The sequence below is a fragment of the Allorhizobium sp. Av2 genome, assembly GCF_021462805.2.
GTDB classification, from domain to species: domain Bacteria; phylum Pseudomonadota; class Alphaproteobacteria; order Rhizobiales; family Rhizobiaceae; genus Allorhizobium; species Allorhizobium vitis_G.
Genome location: NZ_CP192696.1, coordinates 435,352 through 452,152 on the forward strand (window position 1 = coordinate 435,352; position 16,801 = coordinate 452,152).

At 58.1% G+C, this 16,801-nt stretch carries 16 protein-coding genes; 11 read left to right on the forward strand and 5 right to left on the reverse strand.

What is annotated here, in order from left to right; all coding sequences use genetic code 11:
* Window positions 1–135 precede the first annotated feature (135 nt).
* Window positions 136–1,032 (reverse strand): SMP-30/gluconolactonase/LRE family protein, encoded by an 897-nt coding sequence (locus tag FS819_RS02110; RefSeq protein WP_180640089.1) that lies wholly within the window; start codon window positions 1,030–1,032, stop codon window positions 136–138.
* A 779-nt stretch (window positions 1,033–1,811) separates the two neighbouring features.
* Between FS819_RS02110 and FS819_RS02115 the strand changes: the two genes are divergently transcribed.
* From FS819_RS02115 to FS819_RS02160, 10 genes are all read left to right on the forward strand, one after another.
* Window positions 1,812–2,552, forward strand: coding sequence for a LuxR family transcriptional regulator (locus FS819_RS02115; protein ID WP_409050064.1), 741 nt, complete (start codon window positions 1,812–1,814; stop codon window positions 2,550–2,552).
* 123 nt (window positions 2,553–2,675) lie between these two features.
* The gene (locus FS819_RS02120) at window positions 2,676–3,902 is read left to right on the forward strand and encodes a CmpA/NrtA family ABC transporter substrate-binding protein (RefSeq protein WP_322192660.1); all 1,227 of its coding nucleotides are present in this window, start codon (window positions 2,676–2,678) and stop codon (window positions 3,900–3,902) included.
* A 418-nt stretch (window positions 3,903–4,320) separates the two neighbouring features.
* Window positions 4,321–5,487 carry an iron-sulfur cluster carrier protein ApbC gene (apbC, locus tag FS819_RS02125; protein ID WP_070167578.1) on the forward strand — a complete coding sequence of 389 codons (1,167 nt, stop codon included), beginning with the start codon at window positions 4,321–4,323 and terminating at the stop codon, window positions 5,485–5,487.
* Between the two features lie 361 nt (window positions 5,488–5,848).
* On the forward strand, window positions 5,849–6,826 hold the full coding sequence (locus tag FS819_RS02130; protein ID WP_409050057.1) for a magnesium transporter CorA family protein: 978 nt from the start codon (window positions 5,849–5,851) through the stop codon (window positions 6,824–6,826).
* 15 nt (window positions 6,827–6,841) lie between these two features.
* The gene (locus FS819_RS02135; RefSeq protein WP_409050058.1) at window positions 6,842–8,746 is read left to right on the forward strand and encodes a potassium transporter Kup; all 1,905 of its coding nucleotides are present in this window, start codon (window positions 6,842–6,844) and stop codon (window positions 8,744–8,746) included.
* Window positions 8,747–9,054: 308 nt separating this feature from the next.
* The gene (locus FS819_RS02140) at window positions 9,055–9,402 is read left to right on the forward strand and encodes an AtpZ/AtpI family protein (RefSeq protein ID WP_015915076.1); all 348 of its coding nucleotides are present in this window, start codon (window positions 9,055–9,057) and stop codon (window positions 9,400–9,402) included.
* Between the two features lie 77 nt (window positions 9,403–9,479).
* Entirely contained in the window at window positions 9,480–10,232 is a 753-nt protein-coding gene (locus tag FS819_RS02145; RefSeq protein ID WP_015915077.1) for a F0F1 ATP synthase subunit A, read from the forward strand.
* Window positions 10,233–10,299: 67 nt separating this feature from the next.
* Window positions 10,300–10,527 (forward strand): F0F1 ATP synthase subunit C, encoded by a 228-nt coding sequence (locus FS819_RS02150; protein ID WP_003588243.1) that lies wholly within the window; start codon window positions 10,300–10,302, stop codon window positions 10,525–10,527.
* Window positions 10,528–10,606: 79 nt separating this feature from the next.
* Entirely contained in the window at window positions 10,607–11,191 is a 585-nt protein-coding gene (locus FS819_RS02155) for a F0F1 ATP synthase subunit B (RefSeq protein ID WP_156548506.1), read from the forward strand.
* 4 nt (window positions 11,192–11,195) lie between these two features.
* On the forward strand, window positions 11,196–11,681 hold the full coding sequence (locus tag FS819_RS02160; protein ID WP_156531493.1) for a F0F1 ATP synthase subunit B: 486 nt from the start codon (window positions 11,196–11,198) through the stop codon (window positions 11,679–11,681).
* A gap of 155 nt (window positions 11,682–11,836) precedes the next feature.
* On the opposite strand, the gene rnhB is transcribed toward FS819_RS02160, so the two are convergent.
* Window positions 11,837–12,499: a ribonuclease HII gene (gene rnhB / locus FS819_RS02165; RefSeq protein WP_498724218.1), complete on the reverse strand. Its 663-nt coding sequence runs from the start codon at window positions 12,497–12,499 to the stop codon at window positions 11,837–11,839.
* A 708-nt stretch (window positions 12,500–13,207) separates the two neighbouring features.
* Window positions 13,208–14,365, reverse strand: coding sequence for a PA0069 family radical SAM protein (locus FS819_RS02170; RefSeq protein WP_156548502.1), 1,158 nt, complete (start codon window positions 14,363–14,365; stop codon window positions 13,208–13,210).
* A gap of 270 nt (window positions 14,366–14,635) precedes the next feature.
* Between FS819_RS02170 and FS819_RS02175 the strand changes: the two genes are divergently transcribed.
* On the forward strand, window positions 14,636–15,157 hold the full coding sequence (locus tag FS819_RS02175) for a glycosyltransferase family 2 protein (RefSeq protein ID WP_156548500.1): 522 nt from the start codon (window positions 14,636–14,638) through the stop codon (window positions 15,155–15,157).
* Window positions 15,158–15,234: 77 nt separating this feature from the next.
* Here FS819_RS02175 and moaB read toward each other — a convergent pair whose 3' ends face one another.
* A complete protein-coding gene (moaB, locus tag FS819_RS02180; RefSeq protein ID WP_060719151.1) occupies window positions 15,235–15,783 on the reverse strand; it encodes a molybdenum cofactor biosynthesis protein B in 549 nt (182 codons plus the stop codon).
* Window positions 15,784–15,893: 110 nt separating this feature from the next.
* The gene (locus FS819_RS02185) at window positions 15,894–16,766 is read right to left on the reverse strand and encodes a 4-(cytidine 5'-diphospho)-2-C-methyl-D-erythritol kinase (protein WP_156548498.1); all 873 of its coding nucleotides are present in this window, start codon (window positions 16,764–16,766) and stop codon (window positions 15,894–15,896) included.
* Between the last annotated feature and the right edge of the window lie 35 nt (window positions 16,767–16,801).

A 16,801-nucleotide genomic window follows, 5' to 3' on the forward strand; every position in this document is an offset into this window, starting at 1 on the left:
CAGGAGTTCCGATAATTTTCTGCATTTTATTTCTGCAAATTGACGGAACTTTAGGCATAAGAATGAGTTTGCGGCCCTTCGCTCCCCTTGGCCGGGCTATACGCCGGGGGTTGAGGAGCATCTGTTGTCGCAGCTTTACAGGCGGAAGCTTGGCTCGTGCCTGCCCTTGACCGTGACATCGAGGACGAAGGTCTTGCCACCATGTGGATCTGCGGCCAGGCCATCGGCATCCAGCCCTTCGGTGGCGGAGGTAACCAAGAGACGGTCTGCCTTGGGGCCGATAAAGGCCGGGCAGGTGGTTTGGGCAGCGGGAAGCCGGTAGCGTGCCAGGTGCTGTCCGGCACTGTCGTAGTGATCGACGGCGCCAACGCCCCAACGGGCATTCCAAAGCCCGCCTTCTGCATCGCAGACCGCACCGTCGATGCCGCCATCCTTGCCGCGTCCGTCGATATGGACGGACGGTACCCCAGTCGGAAGGCCGGTTGCCGGATCGAGACTGACCTTCATCAGCGTATTGACCCGGGTGTCGACATAATAACCGATGCTACCGTCCGGCGAAAAACAGATGGCGTTGGGAATGCTGATACTATCATAAAGACGGGTCACCTTGTCGCCCGCCACATGATAGATCGCGCCAGCCCCATCGGCGGCTGTCTTGCCCATCGTGCCGATCCACAGTGCACCGCAAGGATGGACCCGCCCGTCATTCGAGCGATTGCCGGGCCGTTCCGGTTCCAGTGCCGTCAGCAAGGTCAACTCGCCGCTGGCAATGGCGCGGATGAAAATACCCTGTTCCGTCGCCAGCATCTGGCGTTCAGCATCGATTGTCGCCAACGCGCTGGCCATCATCGGCAGATCGTGGCGGATCGTTTCGCCCGTGGCAAACCGATGCTCGATCAGCCCCTTGCCGAGAATGTCGAACCACCAGGCGGTGTCACGCGCGACGTCATAGGTCGGGCCTTCACCCAGATGCAGGCGGGTATCGACCAGGACGGTGCCGGAATACGCTGTTTGCAAGATGGTCTCCTTCATCCAATCGCTGTGGCTCTCTTGTCTACTGCATAATTTTTGAAATCGGAATCGATTTAAGGAGAAATTATGCAGCGGATATAAAGCACTACAGCGAACCTTTGTCGCCATATAGGGCGCACGGCGCTGTAGAGCATGTCCAGAAAAAGTGGAAACCGGTTTTGCCAATCGCGTTTCATCTAGACCGCAGAGAACGCGATTCAAGCCGCTCGGATGGTTCCACGACAGCCGATTTGGTACGAATGACAATGCCAGGCAAAATAAACTGCGTGCGATGACGGCGGTTTCACATCCAGGCCGACATGGCCGTCGTATTGGTCAACGTCGCGCAAGCAAAACAGGGAATACTTGATGTGCGAACCTGTTTTGTGGCGTTGGCCTATTTCGCGGCTTAGACGATAGAATTTTCTAAAAACGTGGTTTCAGCCCTTGGTATTGGCAGGATGGTCGATCTATAGGATGGGCAATTGCGTTCGGGTGGGCATCGTTATCGCCAAACGATAAGACCGGAAGCCTTTTTCTGTTGCGGCAGGACCTAAATAAATGACCGGAAAATAAATGAATGGCCGGAAGATAAGTGAATGGATAGAGGGCTTCGTTAAATTATTCAGGACTGGCTTTTTTAGTTATCAATGTTTTTGGCTGTAACTGCCGGAATGCAGTCGGCATTCAATTTTCGCAATGTCCGGCTATAGCAGGTCTGCAACGGGTTGCGACGCGGTCGCGATATGTAAAGAGAACAAGGCTTTTTATCGATGGGTGACGATCTGGTCCATATGGCAATGGTTGCCGAAGATGCGGCCTCGAAATTTGCGACGGCAGAACGCTATGTGCGCGAATTAAGTGGCTATAAGACCCAGTTTGACGTTTTCAGGCTGATGAAGCGGTTGACTGACTTTTTCGGCGCCAAGGGCTTCATGGTCATGAATGTGCCTTCGGCTGGTGCAAAAACTTTGACCGGCAGCTCGGTCATCACCAACTGGCCTGCTGATTTTCTCAGCGAATACGACATGGCGTCCCTGCTGTCGTCCAGCCCGATGTTCAACCGGTTGCGCAACACCTCTATACCCGTTGTTTTCGATGTGCATGTGGTCGCCCGTGAACGCGATCCCAAGACTGTCGAGCTGGCGACGGACCTGTTTTTGCGGTTTGGCATGCCGCGCGGCGCCTGTTTTCCGGTTCATGATGCCCATGGTAACCGGGGCGCTGTCAATATTTGCGGTGAAATGCCAGCATTTTCCTTCGTTGACATGGTGCTGCTGCAATATCTGGCCGGGCATGTGTTCAACCGACTTGCCGAAATTCGCGAACTGGATGCACGGGTCACCGAAACGCTGACGGAGCGCGAGATCGAATGTCTGACCTGGACGGCGGCGGGCAAGACCTCCGTTGAAATCGCTGAGATCATGGGCCTGTCAGAACATACGATCAATCATTATCTCAACCGCGCCACCCGCAAGCTGGATACCGTGAACCGCACCCAGGCGGTCGCGAAGGCGCTACGGTTGAGTCTGATCAAATAGGAATGCGTGAGACATCTTCGATGTCTTGAATAATGCATCCGAAGGACGGCCTTCTCCGGCAGGTGCAACTTGCCTGAGGCAGCGGTTTGCGTCATCAATGCTGCAATGGGTCAGCACATTTCTTTGCATGTCACTCTTGGCTACATGCCATGTCTCGATAGCGCCCCACTGGTTGCGGCGATGGAAAAAGGCTTTGCCTCCGACGAAGGCCTGACCCTGCGCCTAGTGCGCGAAACCTGCTGGACCCAGATCCGCGACCGCCTGACGGTCGGTCATTTCGATGGCGCGCATCTGCCTGGCCCCTTTGCGCTGGCCGCCAATCTCGGTTTTTCGCCGCTGGCCCCCGCTCTGCTGGTCCCTATGGCCCTCAATTTGGGTGGCGGCGCGCTAACTGTGTCGAATGCGCTTGCAACAGCCATGCAACAGGCAGGCTGGGAAAGCCACCTTCTGGAGCCAATAGCGGCGGGCGCCGCACTGAAACGAGTGGTGGAGAAACGCCGCGCTAAGTCCCTGCCGCCTTTGCGGATTGCCGTCGGCGATACCCATTCCAGCCAGGCCTATTATCTGCGCTACTGGCTTGCTGCCTGCAATCTGGACCGTGGCAGTGAGATCGAAATCGTCTCATTGCCATCGCCGCTGATGGCGGATGGGCTTGGCGCGGGCGTGCTTGACGGATTTTGCGCGGCGGAACCGTGGAATAGTGTTGTGGTGGACCGGCAGGTCGGATGCATTGTTGCTGCGACCGCAGCTATCTGGCGCGGCGGTCCGGACAAGGTTCTCGGCATTGGCAGGCAGTGGGGCGAGAACAATCCCGCCGCGCTCGATGCGCTGATCCGTGCGCTTTACCGCGCCGCGCAATGGTGCGGTAATCCCGGCAATACCGAGGAGCTGGCCGGTATCATGGCGGCCCCCCGCTATCTCGGTGTCGAAGGCCGGCTTTTGTTACCCGGCCTGACCGGCGATCTGGTAACCGCGCCGGGAGAGGTTCAGCCGCTTGAGGATTTTCTGGTGCTGGAGCGCAAGGCCGCCAATTTCCCCTGGGTCAGCCATGCCCTGTGGTTTTATAGCCAGATGGTGCTTGGCGGTCACGTTGTCAATGACCGCGAGCGGATTGCCACGGTGCTCGAAACCTATCGCCCGGATCTTTATCGCCGCGCCCTCAGGCCGGTCTTCGCCGCCATGCCAGGCGCCAATATCAAGGTGGAGGGGGCGATGGCAGCAGCCGATTATGTCGGCGCCAGCAATGGCCGGTTGCTGCTTGGGCCGGACGAATTTTTCGATGGACGGGTCTTCGACCCCGACCGCCTGGACGATTATCTTGCCACTTCGCCAGCGGTTCCGAGGGGGTGAGAGGTTCAAATTTCACCAGACAAAACCCATAACGTGAGCGCTCAAAATGGTGGCGCGGCTGTTTTTTAAGCAATTGCCGGAATGGCCCGGCTGGATTGTGGTGATTTCTTCAGCCAATTGGCGGTGACACCGGTCATTTGGCAGCGGTTATCGGGCAAAAAGCCCAATCTTTCGAATTGGCACGGTTTGTGCTTTCAATATAGCAACAGGGTCCAGAGGGGACTTGGAGAAGGGCGGTCTTGAAATCGCCCTCACAAAACGCCGCCTTAACCGTGCCTGAGGGCAATGGTTTTGGCGGCGTTTGTTTTTGGCTCTTCCGTTGCAGGCGATAAAACCCTATTTGAGCGTCACTCACACGTTTCGTCGGGCGCGGGCAATTCCAGTCGAGTGTCCCGGCCTTTACCAAGGAAGCGGATCCATGACGCTCGATAAAAACACTGTTCTTGAAGCCTTGAAGACCGTGCGCGGCCCCGATCTCGAGGGCAATATTGTCGATCTGGGCATGGTATCCGACGTGTTCATTTCCGATGCCAAGGTCTATCTCTCCATCAATGTTCCGGCTGAACGCGCCCGGGAACTGGAGCCTTTGCGCCAGGCCGCGGAGCGTAGTGTCAAGGCGCTTGCCGGCGTCAAGGGAGCGCTTGTCAGCCTGACCGCAGAGCGCAAGGCCGGATCGCCGTCAACGCCGCCTGCGCCCTCGGCACCCAATCCTTCCCACTCGCATTCCCATTCACACGGGCATTCTCATGCACCGGCCCCAAGCCAGCCGGCCCGCCCGGCCAAGGCCGGTATTCCCGGCATCGGCGCCATCATCGCGGTGGCGTCGGGCAAGGGTGGCGTCGGCAAGTCCACCACGGCGGTCAATCTGGCGCTGGCCTTGCTGGCCAATGGCCTGAAGGTCGGCATTCTCGATGCCGATGTCTATGGTCCGTCCATGCCGCGCCTGCTTGGCATTTCCGGGCGGCCGCAGCAGATTGACGGGCGCATTATCGTGCCTATGGAAAATTATGGCCTGAAGGCTATGTCCATCGGCTTCCTGGTGGATGAGGGCACCGCGATGATCTGGCGCGGCCCGATGGTGCAATCGGCGCTGATGCAGATGTTGCGCGAAGTGGCCTGGGGCGAGCTTGACGTGCTGGTGGTCGATATGCCGCCGGGCACGGGCGATGCGCAATTGACCATGGCCCAGCAGGTGCCGTTGAGCGGCGCGGTGATCGTCTCGACCCCGCAGGACCTGGCGTTGATCGATGCCCGCAAGGGTATCAACATGTTCAAGAAGGTCGAAGTGCCGGTGCTCGGCGTCATCGAGAACATGAGCTATTTCATCGCTCCCGACACCGGCGCCCGTTACGATATTTTCGGTCATGGCGGCGCCAAAGCCGAAGCCGAAGCCATTGGTGCCCCATTCCTGGGAGAAGTGCCGTTGACCATTTCCATCCGCGAGCATTCCGATGCCGGAACCCCTGTCGTGGTTTCCGAGCCGGAGAGCCCTCAGGCGCTTGTGTACCGCGAGATCGCCACCCGTGTCTGGAGCGAGGTCCAGCGACATTCAACACGACAGGCGCCAACTATTACCTTTGAATGAGGTCAGCACAGAATAGAGCCGCCGTTGCAGATTGATACTGCAACGGCGGGCCGCACGGTTGTAGGGTTCCGGCGGAAATGCAACAGGATCTCGCTACCCTGGCGGATTCTTTGTAGAGGATATTTCTTCAGGTTGCATTGATCAGGATCAAATGCCGACGCGCAATTGCCCTTGCCATCCTGACGGCAGGTGCTATTGCTTGCCCGCTGAGCATGGATCATGGGCAGGAACACGTCTTTCCTCTATGGGAAATGATAGTCATGCGCATGGGCAAGGGTAAATCATCGCAGGTTTTCATGGGTGTCCATGGGAATGCTGCGGCTGGCGGCACTGTCCGTCATCGGGCAAAGGTGTCGAACGTTTGATCAAAGCTTACAGGTGTGACGGGACGGCAGATATGATCCTGCCCAGCGATGCGCCAGCGGTGCTGGACAAAGATGTTCTATGGCTCGATCTTCTCAATCCTGACAGGACCGAGGAGGCTTTGGCCGAGCGTTTGCTGGGCCTGCCGCTTCCCACCCGTGACGACCTCAAGGATATCGAGCCGTCCAGCCGACTGTATATGGACGATCATGGCGTTTACATGACCGCATCGCTGCTCTGCAAGGCCGAATCGGAACTACCGCATCTGGCCGATGTCGCCTTCATTCTGGGCGGGGGGCGGCTGGTCACCGTGCGCTACGCCGAGCCCCGCGCCTTTGGCCTGTTTACCGCGGCCCTCAGCCGCAATCATGCCCATTGCACCTCCAACGCCGTCATGCTGGCGCGACTTTTGGAAACGGTGGTCGATCGCACCGCCGAAATCCTGGAAATTGCCGGTATGCGGGTCGATGCGCTGTCCGGCGATGTATTTGTTGATCGCAGCCGGACCAAGCGCCGTGCGGCGCGGTTTCTGGAAGACCGGCTGTTCGATATCGCCAGCCATCACCGGCTTGTCAGCAAGACGCGCGATAGTCTGGCATCCCTGTCGCGGTTGTCGTCCTTCCTGCTGTCGGTGGAGCCGTTCAAGACGAGTGGTGAGCCGCGTGATCTGTGCAAGGTCATTTCTCACGATATTCAATCCCTGTCCGAACATGCCGGTTTCATCGCCAGCAATATCAGTTTCATGCTCGATGCCTCGCTTGGTCTGATCAATGTCGAACAGAATTCGATCATCAAGATTTTCTCGATTGCATCGGTGGTGTTTTTGCCGCCGACGCTGGTCGCTTCCATCTATGGAATGAACTTTCAGGTCATGCCGGAGTTGACGTGGCTGCTTGGCTACCCATTTGCTCTGATCGTCATGGTTCTGTCTGCGATCATTCCCTTCCTGTTCTTCCGCTCGAAAGGCTGGCTCTGAGAGCCTGTAAGATTGATGTCCCAGGAAAACACCCACGCCGCACCGGCCGAAAAGAAAGACCTGCGCAGCCTGATGCTGCTGGCGCTCGGTTCGGTCGGCGTCGTCTACGGCGATATCGGCACCAGCCCGCTCTATGCGTTTCGCGAGGCGCTGAAGCCGATTGCCCATGACGGCATTACCCGTTTCGAGGTGATTGGCCTGACCTCGCTGATCGTCTGGACGCTGACAATCATCGTCACGCTGAAATATGTGCTGTTTCTGCTACGCGCCGACAATGACGGCGAAGGCGGCACCCTGTCGCTGTTGGCCCTGCTTAGTAAATCGGCGGGGCGGCATACCGTCGTGCTGATGGTGCTGGGCCTGGTCGGCGCTGCGCTGTTTCTGGGCGACGCCATGATCACGCCTGCGCTGTCAGTTCTGTCGGCGGTGGAAGGCTTGAAACTGGTGGCGCCGCAATCCTCCGGCTTCATCGTGCCGATCTCGGTGGTCATCCTGATCATGTTGTTTGCCGTCCAATCGCGTGGTACGGGCGCGGTTGCCAATTTCTTCGGGCCGATCACCGTGGTCTGGTTCCTAGTGATGGCGGCAGGCGGTATCGGCCATATTTTCGACGACCCGGCGATTTTCCGGGCCTTCAACCCGATCCATGCCGTAACCTTCCTGTTTCAGGAAAAGTTTCTCGGTTTCGTCGTGCTGGGCGCGGTCTTCCTGACCGTTACCGGCGCCGAAGCACTCTATGCCGACCTTGGCCACTTTGGGCGTCGTCCGATCCAGTGGGCGTGGTTTGTGCTGGTGTTTCCGGCGCTGGTGCTGAACTATCTCGGCCAGGGCGCGCTGGTGCTGAAGGACCCCGCCATGGCATCGGACCCCTTCTATCTGATGTTTCCAAGCTGGGCCATCCTGCCGGTCATCATCCTGGCGACGGCGGCTACTGTCATTGCCAGCCAGGCGGTGATAACGGGGGCGTTCTCCATGGTGCGTCAGGCCATCCATCTCGGCTTCCTGCCGCGCATGGAGATCCTGTTCACCTCGGAAACCAATACCGGACAGATCTATCTTCCTGCCGTCAACACGCTGCTGCTACTCGGCGTTCTCAGCCTCGTGCTGTTGTTTGAAAGCTCCGATGCCCTGGCTACGGCCTATGGTATTTCCGTCACCGGCGCCATGGTCGTCACGACCATCATGGCGTTCGAATTCGTGCGCAAGAAGTGGAAATGGTCGGTTTTCTTGGCGCTGCTGGTGATTGTGCCGCTTCTGGCACTGGAAACGGTTTTCCTCGGCGCCAATCTGCTGAAGATCCACGATGGCGGCTATATTCCGGTGCTGTTTGCGGCTGGCTTCACTATCGTCATGTGGACCTGGCGGCGTGGAACGGCCATCCTGTTTGCCAAGACCCGCCATGCCGATATTCCGCTGTCGTCGTTCATTTCCTCGGTGGAGCGCAAGAGCGAACATGCGCCGGTCTGCGTGCCGGGTACGGCAATCTTTCTGACCAGCGACCCGGAAACGGCGCCTGCGGCCTTGTTGCATAATCTCAAGCACAACCACGTCCTGCATGAGAAAAACATCATCCTGACCATCAAGACCGTCAACCGGCCCCGCGCCAGCGAAGCGGAACGCTTCGTGGCCGAAAGCCTGTCGGAACGGTTCAGCCGGGTGGAGATCCGCTTTGGCTATATGGAGCAGCAGAATGTGTCGCAGGCGCTGGCCAAATTGCGCAAGGGCGGGCTGAAATTCGACATCATGTCCACCTCCTTCTATCTCGGCCGCCGCAAACTGGTGCCGGACGCCAAGGCAGGAATGCCAAACTGGCAGGACAGGCTGTTCATCGCACTTGCCAATTCGGCAACCGACCCCTCGGATTACTTCCGGCTTCCGGCAAATCGCGTCGTTGAGCTTGGCTCGCATGTGATCATCTGAGCGTTATTTGTGGCGGTGTTTCGCGCGACGGGCATCGCCACAAAGCCGGACCGATTCCGTGAATTCACCGCCCGGAACGCGGCTTTTTCATGCCACTTTCTGTGGGGAATTCGAAAATTTCGACTAAAGAGCTGATTTTATTCGGTTAATTTGTCGTGAAACAACCCTTGGCAATGCCTTGACTATCAAAGCTCGCAAAATTATGGTGCGGCCAAATTCAGAACCGGTCGGACCATGTGTAAATCCGAGCTGTTTGCATACTCGGACAAGGCTTTAGCAGCCGGACCGGGATCGGACGGGGAGGGCGCATGGACGATCAGGAAAGAGAATTGGAACGGCGTCGCAGCCATCTCGGAGCCAAGCTGGCTGCGAAGGATCTGCGGACGGGGGAAGAAGCCGCACAGGACGAGCGGGCGCAGGCAAGCCGAAAAGGCTATGCCCAGGCCATGAAGCTCTCCAGCGAATTCCTTTCCGCCATCATCGTCGGTATCATTCTGGGCTTCCTGATCGATCATTTTGCCGGAACCTCGCCTTGGGGGCTTATCGTCCTCCTGTTGCTGGGGTTTTGCGCCGGTGTGCTGAACGTGCTGCGTGCGGCAGGAAAGGTGGCTTCGCCCCATCCTGCGGATCGCAGCTCGGACGGCAAAGGGAAATAACACGGCGGATGCCTGGCATCCGGCGGACGAGGTAAGGAACGCTGCCTGAGGGTGGCAAAAGCGAGAGAGATCACCAGGTGTCAAACGATCCGACCCATCAGTTCCAGATCCACAAGATTGTTCCGATCGAGATTGGTGGCATTGATTTTTCGTTCACCAACGCCTCGCTGTTCATGGTGGCGACGGTGGCCTGCGCGGCTGGCTTCCTCTATTTCGCCACATCCAATCGCGGCCTGATTCCCGGTCGGGCGCAGTCGGTCGCGGAAATGTCCTATGAATTCGTGGCGTCGATGCTGCGGGAAGGGGCGGGCAGCCACGGGATGAAATTCTTCCCAATGGTGTTCTCGCTGTTCATGTTCGTGTTGACCGCGAACCTTCTCGGCATGATGCCCTATTTCTTCACCATCACCAGCCAGATCGTCGTCACCTTTGCGTTGGCGATTTTTGTGATCGGCACGGTGTTGGTCTATGGTTTCTACAAGCACGGCCTTGGCTTCCTCAATTTGTTCGTGCCCTCTGGCGTCCCTGGCGCTCTCTTGTTACTCGTGGTGCCGATCGAGGTGATCTCGTTTCTGTCGCGCCCGATTTCTCTGTCGATCCGGTTGTTTGCCAATATGCTGGCAGGCCACATCACATTGAAGGTGTTTGCGGGCTTCGTTGCCTCGCTTGGCAGCCTTGGCGCCCTTGGCGTCGGTGGCGCGCTCCTTCCTCTTGCTATGACCGTCGCACTGACCGGTCTGGAGTTCCTGGTTGCCTTCCTTCAGGCTTACGTCTTCGCGGTACTGACTTGCATGTACCTGAACGACGCAATCCATCCCGGTGGGCACTAAGGATATCGACATTGGCGTAACAAGCGTCAGTCATTCGCCGCAATAACCATTTCAAAGGAGTACTTTCATGGAAGCGGAAGCAGCAAAGTTCATCGGCGCAGGTCTGGCTTGCTTTGGCATGGCCGGCACGGCTCTCGGCCTTGGCAACATTTTCGGCAGCTACCTGTCGGGCGCACTGCGCAACCCGTCTGCCGCTGACAGCCAGTTCGGCCGTCTGGTATTCGGCTTCGCCGTTACGGAAGCTCTGGGCATCTTCTCGCTGCTCGTAGCCCTCCTGCTCCTGTTCGCTGTCTGATTTCAGCGGAATTCAGGATCACGGCCGGCCTTCGACGTCGGCCGTGATCTTTTGTATTAGCAGGATACTGGAGGCGAGTATGTTCGTTACCCCCGCCTATGCCGAGGAAGTCCCGGCAGCGGCTGAGACCCACACGGAAACCGGCGTTCCCGCGGAAGCCGGACATGGACGAGGCGTATTTCCGCCCTTCGACCATTCTACGTTCCCATCGCAGCTGTTGTGGCTGGTCATCACCTTTGGCCTGTTCTACATTCTGATGCAGCGGGTCATCGTGCCACGCGTCGGCGGTATCCTCGAAAATCGTCACGACCGTATCGCCAAGGATATCGATGAGGCCAGCCGCCTGAAGGCGGAAGCGGATGCCGAAGTCGAGACCTATGAAAAAGAATTGACCGCCGCCAAGGCGAAGGGCAACCAGATCGCCTCTGCCGCCCGGGAAGCCGCCAAGACCAAGGCTGCCGCCGACCGCGCTGCTGTCGAGGCCGAGCTGTCGAGCAAGGTTGCTGCGGCGGAAGCCAGCATTGCAGCAATCAAGACCAAGGCTTTTGCCGAGGTCGATACGATTGCCACGGAAACCGTTGCCGCTATCGTTGAGCAGCTGACCGGTGCAAATGTCACCGCAGCAGATGCGCAATCGGCTGTTGCCGCTGGCAAGAGGGGCTGAACCGATGCAATATGATGCAACTTTCTTCGCCTTTGTCGGCCTGGTGCTGTTTCTGGCACTGATTGCCTATCTCAAAGTCCCGGGCATGATGGCGAAGTCGCTGGATGCACGGGCAGACAATATCCGCGACGAATTGGCGGAAGCCAAGCGCCTGCGGGAAGAAGCCCAGCAATTGCTGGCTGAATATCGTGCCAAGCGCAAACAGGCTGAAGCGGAAGCTCAGGCCATCGTTGCCGCCGCTGAGCGCGAAGCTGCTGCGCTGACGGAAGAAGCCCGTCAGAAGACCGAGGAATTCGTTCAGCGCCGCAATGCGCTGTCGGAACAGAAGATCAAGCAGGCCGAAACCGACGCCATCAATGCGGTTCGCTCAGCTGCTGTCGATCTTGCAATCTCGGCTGCAGAGACCCTGTTGAAGCAGAAAGTCGACGCCCAGTTGCAGTCAGGCCTGTTTAATTCGTCTGTAAGCGAAGTGAAAAGCCGTCTAAACTGAGATTGTTCATCAACGATGAATTGAAAGCCGGGTTCAGCCCGGCTTTTTCATGTCTGGGTGTTTGCAGTGTTACTCAGACGACAATCGGACCCATTTTCGAAAAGAAAAATGAAAATATCTCTGTTGCAATCAGTACCGGACACACTCTCATTTCTTCACCGTTCATCCGATAGGCGCAGAGGACTAAAACTCATCCGGTGAAGGGGGCAGGGACCATGGTCGGCAATGGCCTGCTGATGGACCTTGGTGCCGTAGCCCGCATGGGCATCAAATCCGTATTGGGGGAAGACCAGGGCGGCGCGGGTCATCATCCGGTCTCGCATGACCTTGGCGACTATCGAGGCGGCGGCAATGGAGAGCGATCTTGCATCGCCTTTGATGACGGCAGTGCCTCCGCAGATCAGGCCTGGAGGAACGTCCCGGCCATCGCAAAGCAGATGGGCGGGGGTGAGTGAAAGTCCGGCTGCGGCGCGGCGCATGGCGTCGAGACTGGCTTTTCGGATATCTCGCCGGTCGATATGATCGGAGCCTGAAGAGGCGATGGAGACCGTTGCCGTTGCCAGGATCTGAATAAAAAGCGCCTCGCGTTTGGCGGCGGTAAGCTTTTTTGAATCGTTGAGACCATCAGGAATGGCGTCGGGGTCAAGAATGACCGCTGCGGCCACCACCGGCCCCGCCAGCGGTCCGCGTCCGGCCTCATCCGTGCCAGCCACCGGCCAGCAACCCTTGGCGCGGAAGCTTTCCTCTAGGGAGAAATCCGGTCCGGTCAGGGGCAGGGTGAAAAGATCGCGCATGTCGGATGGAGAACGTTTTGGCATGCGGTAGACGTCGCACATCATCCGCCTGGCTTGCAAGCCCGTTGCATAATTCTTTAAACCGGAATCGATTTAAGGAGAGAATTATGCAGTAGATTTATAGTGTTAGCGCGTCCTTTGTACGCCATATATGGCGCACGGCGCTGTAGAGTACACGACGCACCTTGATGAATTGGCTTCGCCCCCCTCATCCCCCTGCCGGGGACTTCTCCCCGCTGGGGAGAAGAGGTCAACACGAGAGGACTGAGCCTCATCCTGAGGCTGCGGGCTAAGGGGTTTATCGGCTTTTGCCGCGCGTATAAGGCACAAGAGGGTGCCGCAGGTCTCTTCTCCCCATCGGGGAGAAGGTGGCGGCAGAGGCAAGAGGGGGCGGAAAAGCCGAGAGACGTTTGCGTCGTGTCCTGTGGCGTTTTATAAAACCCACGGCGCTGTCATGCTGTTGGTAAAAGGCTTCGGCGTCGCCTCGATGCAGAAGGATCGAAAGGGTCGATCCCTCTACCCAAGACGCGACGCCGCGCCGGACAAGCGGTCAAGGAAACCGCTTCCGGCATTTCCGAGGGCCGCCCTTGCGGTAGGCGGTGTGGCCTCGGAAAGAGAAGGTTGAAATTTATGTGCGTGGTGCCGGGTTGGATGGATAGTCCGAGGCCAGGGGCACAGGTGCCAGAGTGATCAATCTCTTGCGCCCGCGCTGCCAAGCCGAACAATGGTTCGTTACAGCAGCGATAGCTGCACACCATTGCCCATCGGCGGGATGAACAGATCGTCGCGCAATTGCATGCTCCGACGGCCCATTCCGAGGCGTTTGGTGGCTATCTCGAAACGGCGGCTGATCTGCCAGGCATAGGGGCCAGTGCCTTTCATCCGCTTGCCGAATTCCGCATCGTAATCCTTGCCGTCGCGCATCGAGCGCACCAGCGACATGACATGGCGATAGCGGTCCGGGTAATGTTGCAGCAACCAGTCACGAAACAGCGGGCTGACCTCCAGTGGCAGGCGCAACAGCACATAGCTCGCCTCCGAGGCGCCAGCGGCCTTGGCAGCATCCAAGATGCGTTCGATTTCATGATCGTTGAGAGCCGGAATGATCGGCGACACCAATACGCTTGTCGAGATGCCAGCCTCGCTCAGGGCCTTGATTGCCTCCAGCCGACGGCTTGGGGTCGAGGCGCGAGGCTCCATCGTCCGGGCCAGTTTGCGGTCCAGCGTGGTGACTGAAATACCGACCTTGGCAAGGCCCTTTTCTGCCATCTCGGCCAAAATGTCGATGTCGCGTAGCACCATTGCCGACTTGGTAACGATGGCAACCGGATGATTGGCCTCCTTCAGCACTTCAAGCAATTGCCGCATGATTCGCCATTCCCGCTCGATGGGTTGATAGGGATCGGTATTGGTGCCGATGGCGATGGTGCGGGGCTTGTAGCCTGGCTTGGACAGTTCGCGTTCGAGCAGTTTCGGCGCATCCGGCTTGGCAAACAGCCGGGCTTCGAAATCAAGCCCTGGAGACAGGCCCATATAACTGTGGCTGGGCCGGGCAAAACAATAGATACAACCATGCTCACAGCCGCGATACGGATTGACCGAACGATCAAAGGGAATGTCCGGCGAGTCATTACGGGTAATCACCGTCTTTGGCCGCTCCACCTGGACTTCGGTGCGGAACGGCGGCATGTCCTCGAGGCTTGCCCAGCCATCGTCTTCCAGCTGCCGCTCCAGCGTCTCGAAACGCCCGGAGGGATTGAGCCCGGCGCCGCGTCCGCGCCTGCGCGCGCCATCCACCCGAAGCCCTGAGGCGACCAGCAGCGCGTCGGCAATATCCGCCGTATTGGCAGGCTGAAAGGCAGCCTGCCTGACATCAGACAGTACGGTCATTTGGAACTCCTGACGGGCCAACCGGCCCTTTCATGAGCTGAGATCTAACGCTAAAATGAGAACAATGCAAGAACAAAATACCGATCTTGAAAACGTAATCATGGATTGCGTAAAATCAAAAATGCACCAAAAAATATATTCAATAGTCGCGATGAGAAGTAAAAAACAGCATGTCCTGATTTATTCACTTGCCGATCCGTCTTCGATCAAATTCCAGTCAAGCACGGTTCACCCGTGGTAAAGCATGATGCATTGCGGTATGAGTAACGCATGTTGACTGTTATTATCGAATGCCGCGATCAGGAAAGCGAATTGGCGCAAACCTTGACCACCCTTGTCGCCGGGGCGGTGGAGGGTATTATTTGTGATGTGGTTGTTCTGGATCACGGGTCCAGCGATGGGACGTCGCGGTTGGCGGATGCAGCGGGCTGCCGATTTCACATGATCTGGGATTTGCGAGACGTGGTCTCGGCGGCGAGGGGCGAGTGGTTGCTGCTGGTCGAGCCAGGCGCCCGACCATCCTCTGGATGGATCGAGGAAGTGGCGGAATATGTGGCACTGAACAGCGCGCCAGCCCGATTTTCACCTTCACGACACCATAAGCGTCCGTTTTTTCGACGCTTCACCCGCCGCGGTCCGCCGTTGGAACATGGATTTCTACTGCGAAAGAGCCAGGCTCAAACCCTGGTCAAGACGGGCATGAAGCTAGCCGATCTGGTCGTTGGGCTGAGGGGCAGGGCGCTGTCGAGTGAAATGGTGCCAGCCTGGGCGGTCCGTCAGGCACGGGCTTAACCTTGCCTGCTTATGTCACTGCGGCTTAGATAGTTTTGCTGGGCCTATTGCCATATTAGCCCAGCCAACGTGTCGTTTTACGCCTTGTCCCGTTTCAGATGCTCGGCCAGCCGTGGCATGATTTCCACGAAATTGCAGGGCCGATAGCGATAGTCCAGCTGTTGCGCGAGAATGCCGTCCCAGCCATCCTTGCAGGCACCGGGAGAGCCGGGCAGGACGAAAACGAAGGTGCCATTGGCAAGTCCGGCTGTGGCGCGCGACTGGATGGTCGAGGTGCCTATCTTGTCATAGGAAATCCGGTGAAACACCGCGGAAAATCCGTCCATGCGCTTGTCGAACAGCGGCTCCACCGCCTCCGGCGTCACATCCCGACCGGTAAAGCCTGTGCCACCGGTGGTGATGATCACGTCGACGTCCTGCGATTGGCTCCAGGCGCGCACCTGGTTGGCGATCCGGTCGGCGTCGTCGGTGACGATGGCGCGGTCGATGAGCCGGTGGCCAGCTGATTCGATCCGTTCGGCCAACACATCGCCAGAGCGGTCATCGGCCAATATACGGCTGTCGGAAACAGTCAGAACGGCAATGCCGAGCGGAATAAAGGCGCGTGTCTCGTCTAATCCAGGCATGTCATGTCTCCAATACGGCATGTTTCCCGAACGTGTGGAGCCGTTCTGGGAAAGACATGCGAAAACACTAGTCTATAGCATGTCCGATGAATCCCGAACCACGCGATAGTTTATAGAGTCTGGCTCGCCTGAAAATACCAATCAGGCCTGTCCGTGAGAAGCCGTTTTTCAGCGGCGACGGCGGCTTCATAGGTGGGATAAAGGCCGAAACAGGTGGCGCCGGAGCCGGACATCCGGGTGACAAGCGCGCCGGTCGCCTCAATCATCCGGGAAAGCTCGGCAATGTGCGGGCACAAGGTCTCGGCTGCGGGTTGCAGATCATTGCGCAATCGGCGGAGCGTTTCTGTCCACGGGTCTTGCTCTGCTAGAGTTGGGAGCGGGCCAATCGGTGGATTGTCGCGCCGGGTCATCGCCTTGAAGATTGCCGGTGTCGACACCGCCTGCAACGGATTGGCGAGCAGGATGCCGAAGCGCGGCAAGGTCGGCAGGCGTGTCAATTCCTCGCCAATGCCTGTGGCACGCAAGGATGTGCTTGCAAGGCACATCGGCACATCTGCTCCCAGCTTTAGGGCCAGATCCTCGAGGGCCGCTGGCTCAAGATGGCTGTCCCATAGGTGCTGCAAAGCCCTCAGCGTGGCTGCGGCATCGGCTGAACCGCCACCAATGCCTGATGCAATCGGCAGATTTTTTTGTAAGGAGATGGCAACGGGCGGAGCGGGGAGGCCCTTGGCCAGAGAGGCTGCCCGCAACAGATCCCGCGCCCGGATAACCAGGTTTCCAGCCGGATTTTCCGACTGAAGCGGGCCTGCGAAGCGCCCCGACAGGGTAAATTCATCCTGTCGGGCCGTTTCAACCGTGATCACGTCGCCATGTTCGGCAAATGTCACGAGTGTATCGAGAAGGTGGTAGCCATCATCCCGTCTGCCCGTGACATGCAGGGCAAGATTGATCTTTGCCGCTGCAATTTCACGAAATACGGTCATTCGGGTTCCTGCCCCGCCCTGCTTGAAAACCAAGG

Excerpts from the sequence above, each read along its gene's own strand:
- FS819_RS02155 (WP_156548506.1), top strand. The coding sequence starts at position 10,607 with ATGTTCGTTACCCCCGCCTATGCCGAGGAAGTCCCGGCAGCGGCTGAG.
- FS819_RS02115 (WP_409050064.1), top strand. The coding sequence starts at position 1,812 with ATGGTTGCCGAAGATGCGGCCTCGAAATTTGCGACGGCAGAACGCTAT.
- apbC (WP_070167578.1), top strand. The coding sequence starts at position 4,321 with ATGACGCTCGATAAAAACACTGTTCTTGAAGCCTTGAAGACCGTGCGC.
- FS819_RS02140 (WP_015915076.1), top strand. The coding sequence starts at position 9,055 with ATGGACGATCAGGAAAGAGAATTGGAACGGCGTCGCAGCCATCTCGGA.
- FS819_RS02110 (WP_180640089.1), bottom strand. The coding sequence starts at position 1,032 with ATGAAGGAGACCATCTTGCAAACAGCGTATTCCGGCACCGTCCTGGTC.
- rnhB (WP_498724218.1), bottom strand. The coding sequence starts at position 12,499 with ATGCCAAAACGTTCTCCATCCGACATGCGCGATCTTTTCACCCTGCCC.
- FS819_RS02135 (WP_409050058.1), top strand. The coding sequence starts at position 6,842 with ATGTCCCAGGAAAACACCCACGCCGCACCGGCCGAAAAGAAAGACCTG.
- FS819_RS02175 (WP_156548500.1), top strand. The coding sequence starts at position 14,636 with ATGTTGACTGTTATTATCGAATGCCGCGATCAGGAAAGCGAATTGGCG.
- FS819_RS02160 (WP_156531493.1), top strand. The coding sequence starts at position 11,196 with ATGCAATATGATGCAACTTTCTTCGCCTTTGTCGGCCTGGTGCTGTTT.
- FS819_RS02150 (WP_003588243.1), top strand. The coding sequence starts at position 10,300 with ATGGAAGCGGAAGCAGCAAAGTTCATCGGCGCAGGTCTGGCTTGCTTT.
- FS819_RS02185 (WP_156548498.1), bottom strand. The coding sequence starts at position 16,766 with ATGACCGTATTTCGTGAAATTGCAGCGGCAAAGATCAATCTTGCCCTG.
- moaB (WP_060719151.1), bottom strand. The coding sequence starts at position 15,783 with ATGCCTGGATTAGACGAGACACGCGCCTTTATTCCGCTCGGCATTGCC.
- FS819_RS02170 (WP_156548502.1), bottom strand. The coding sequence starts at position 14,365 with ATGACCGTACTGTCTGATGTCAGGCAGGCTGCCTTTCAGCCTGCCAAT.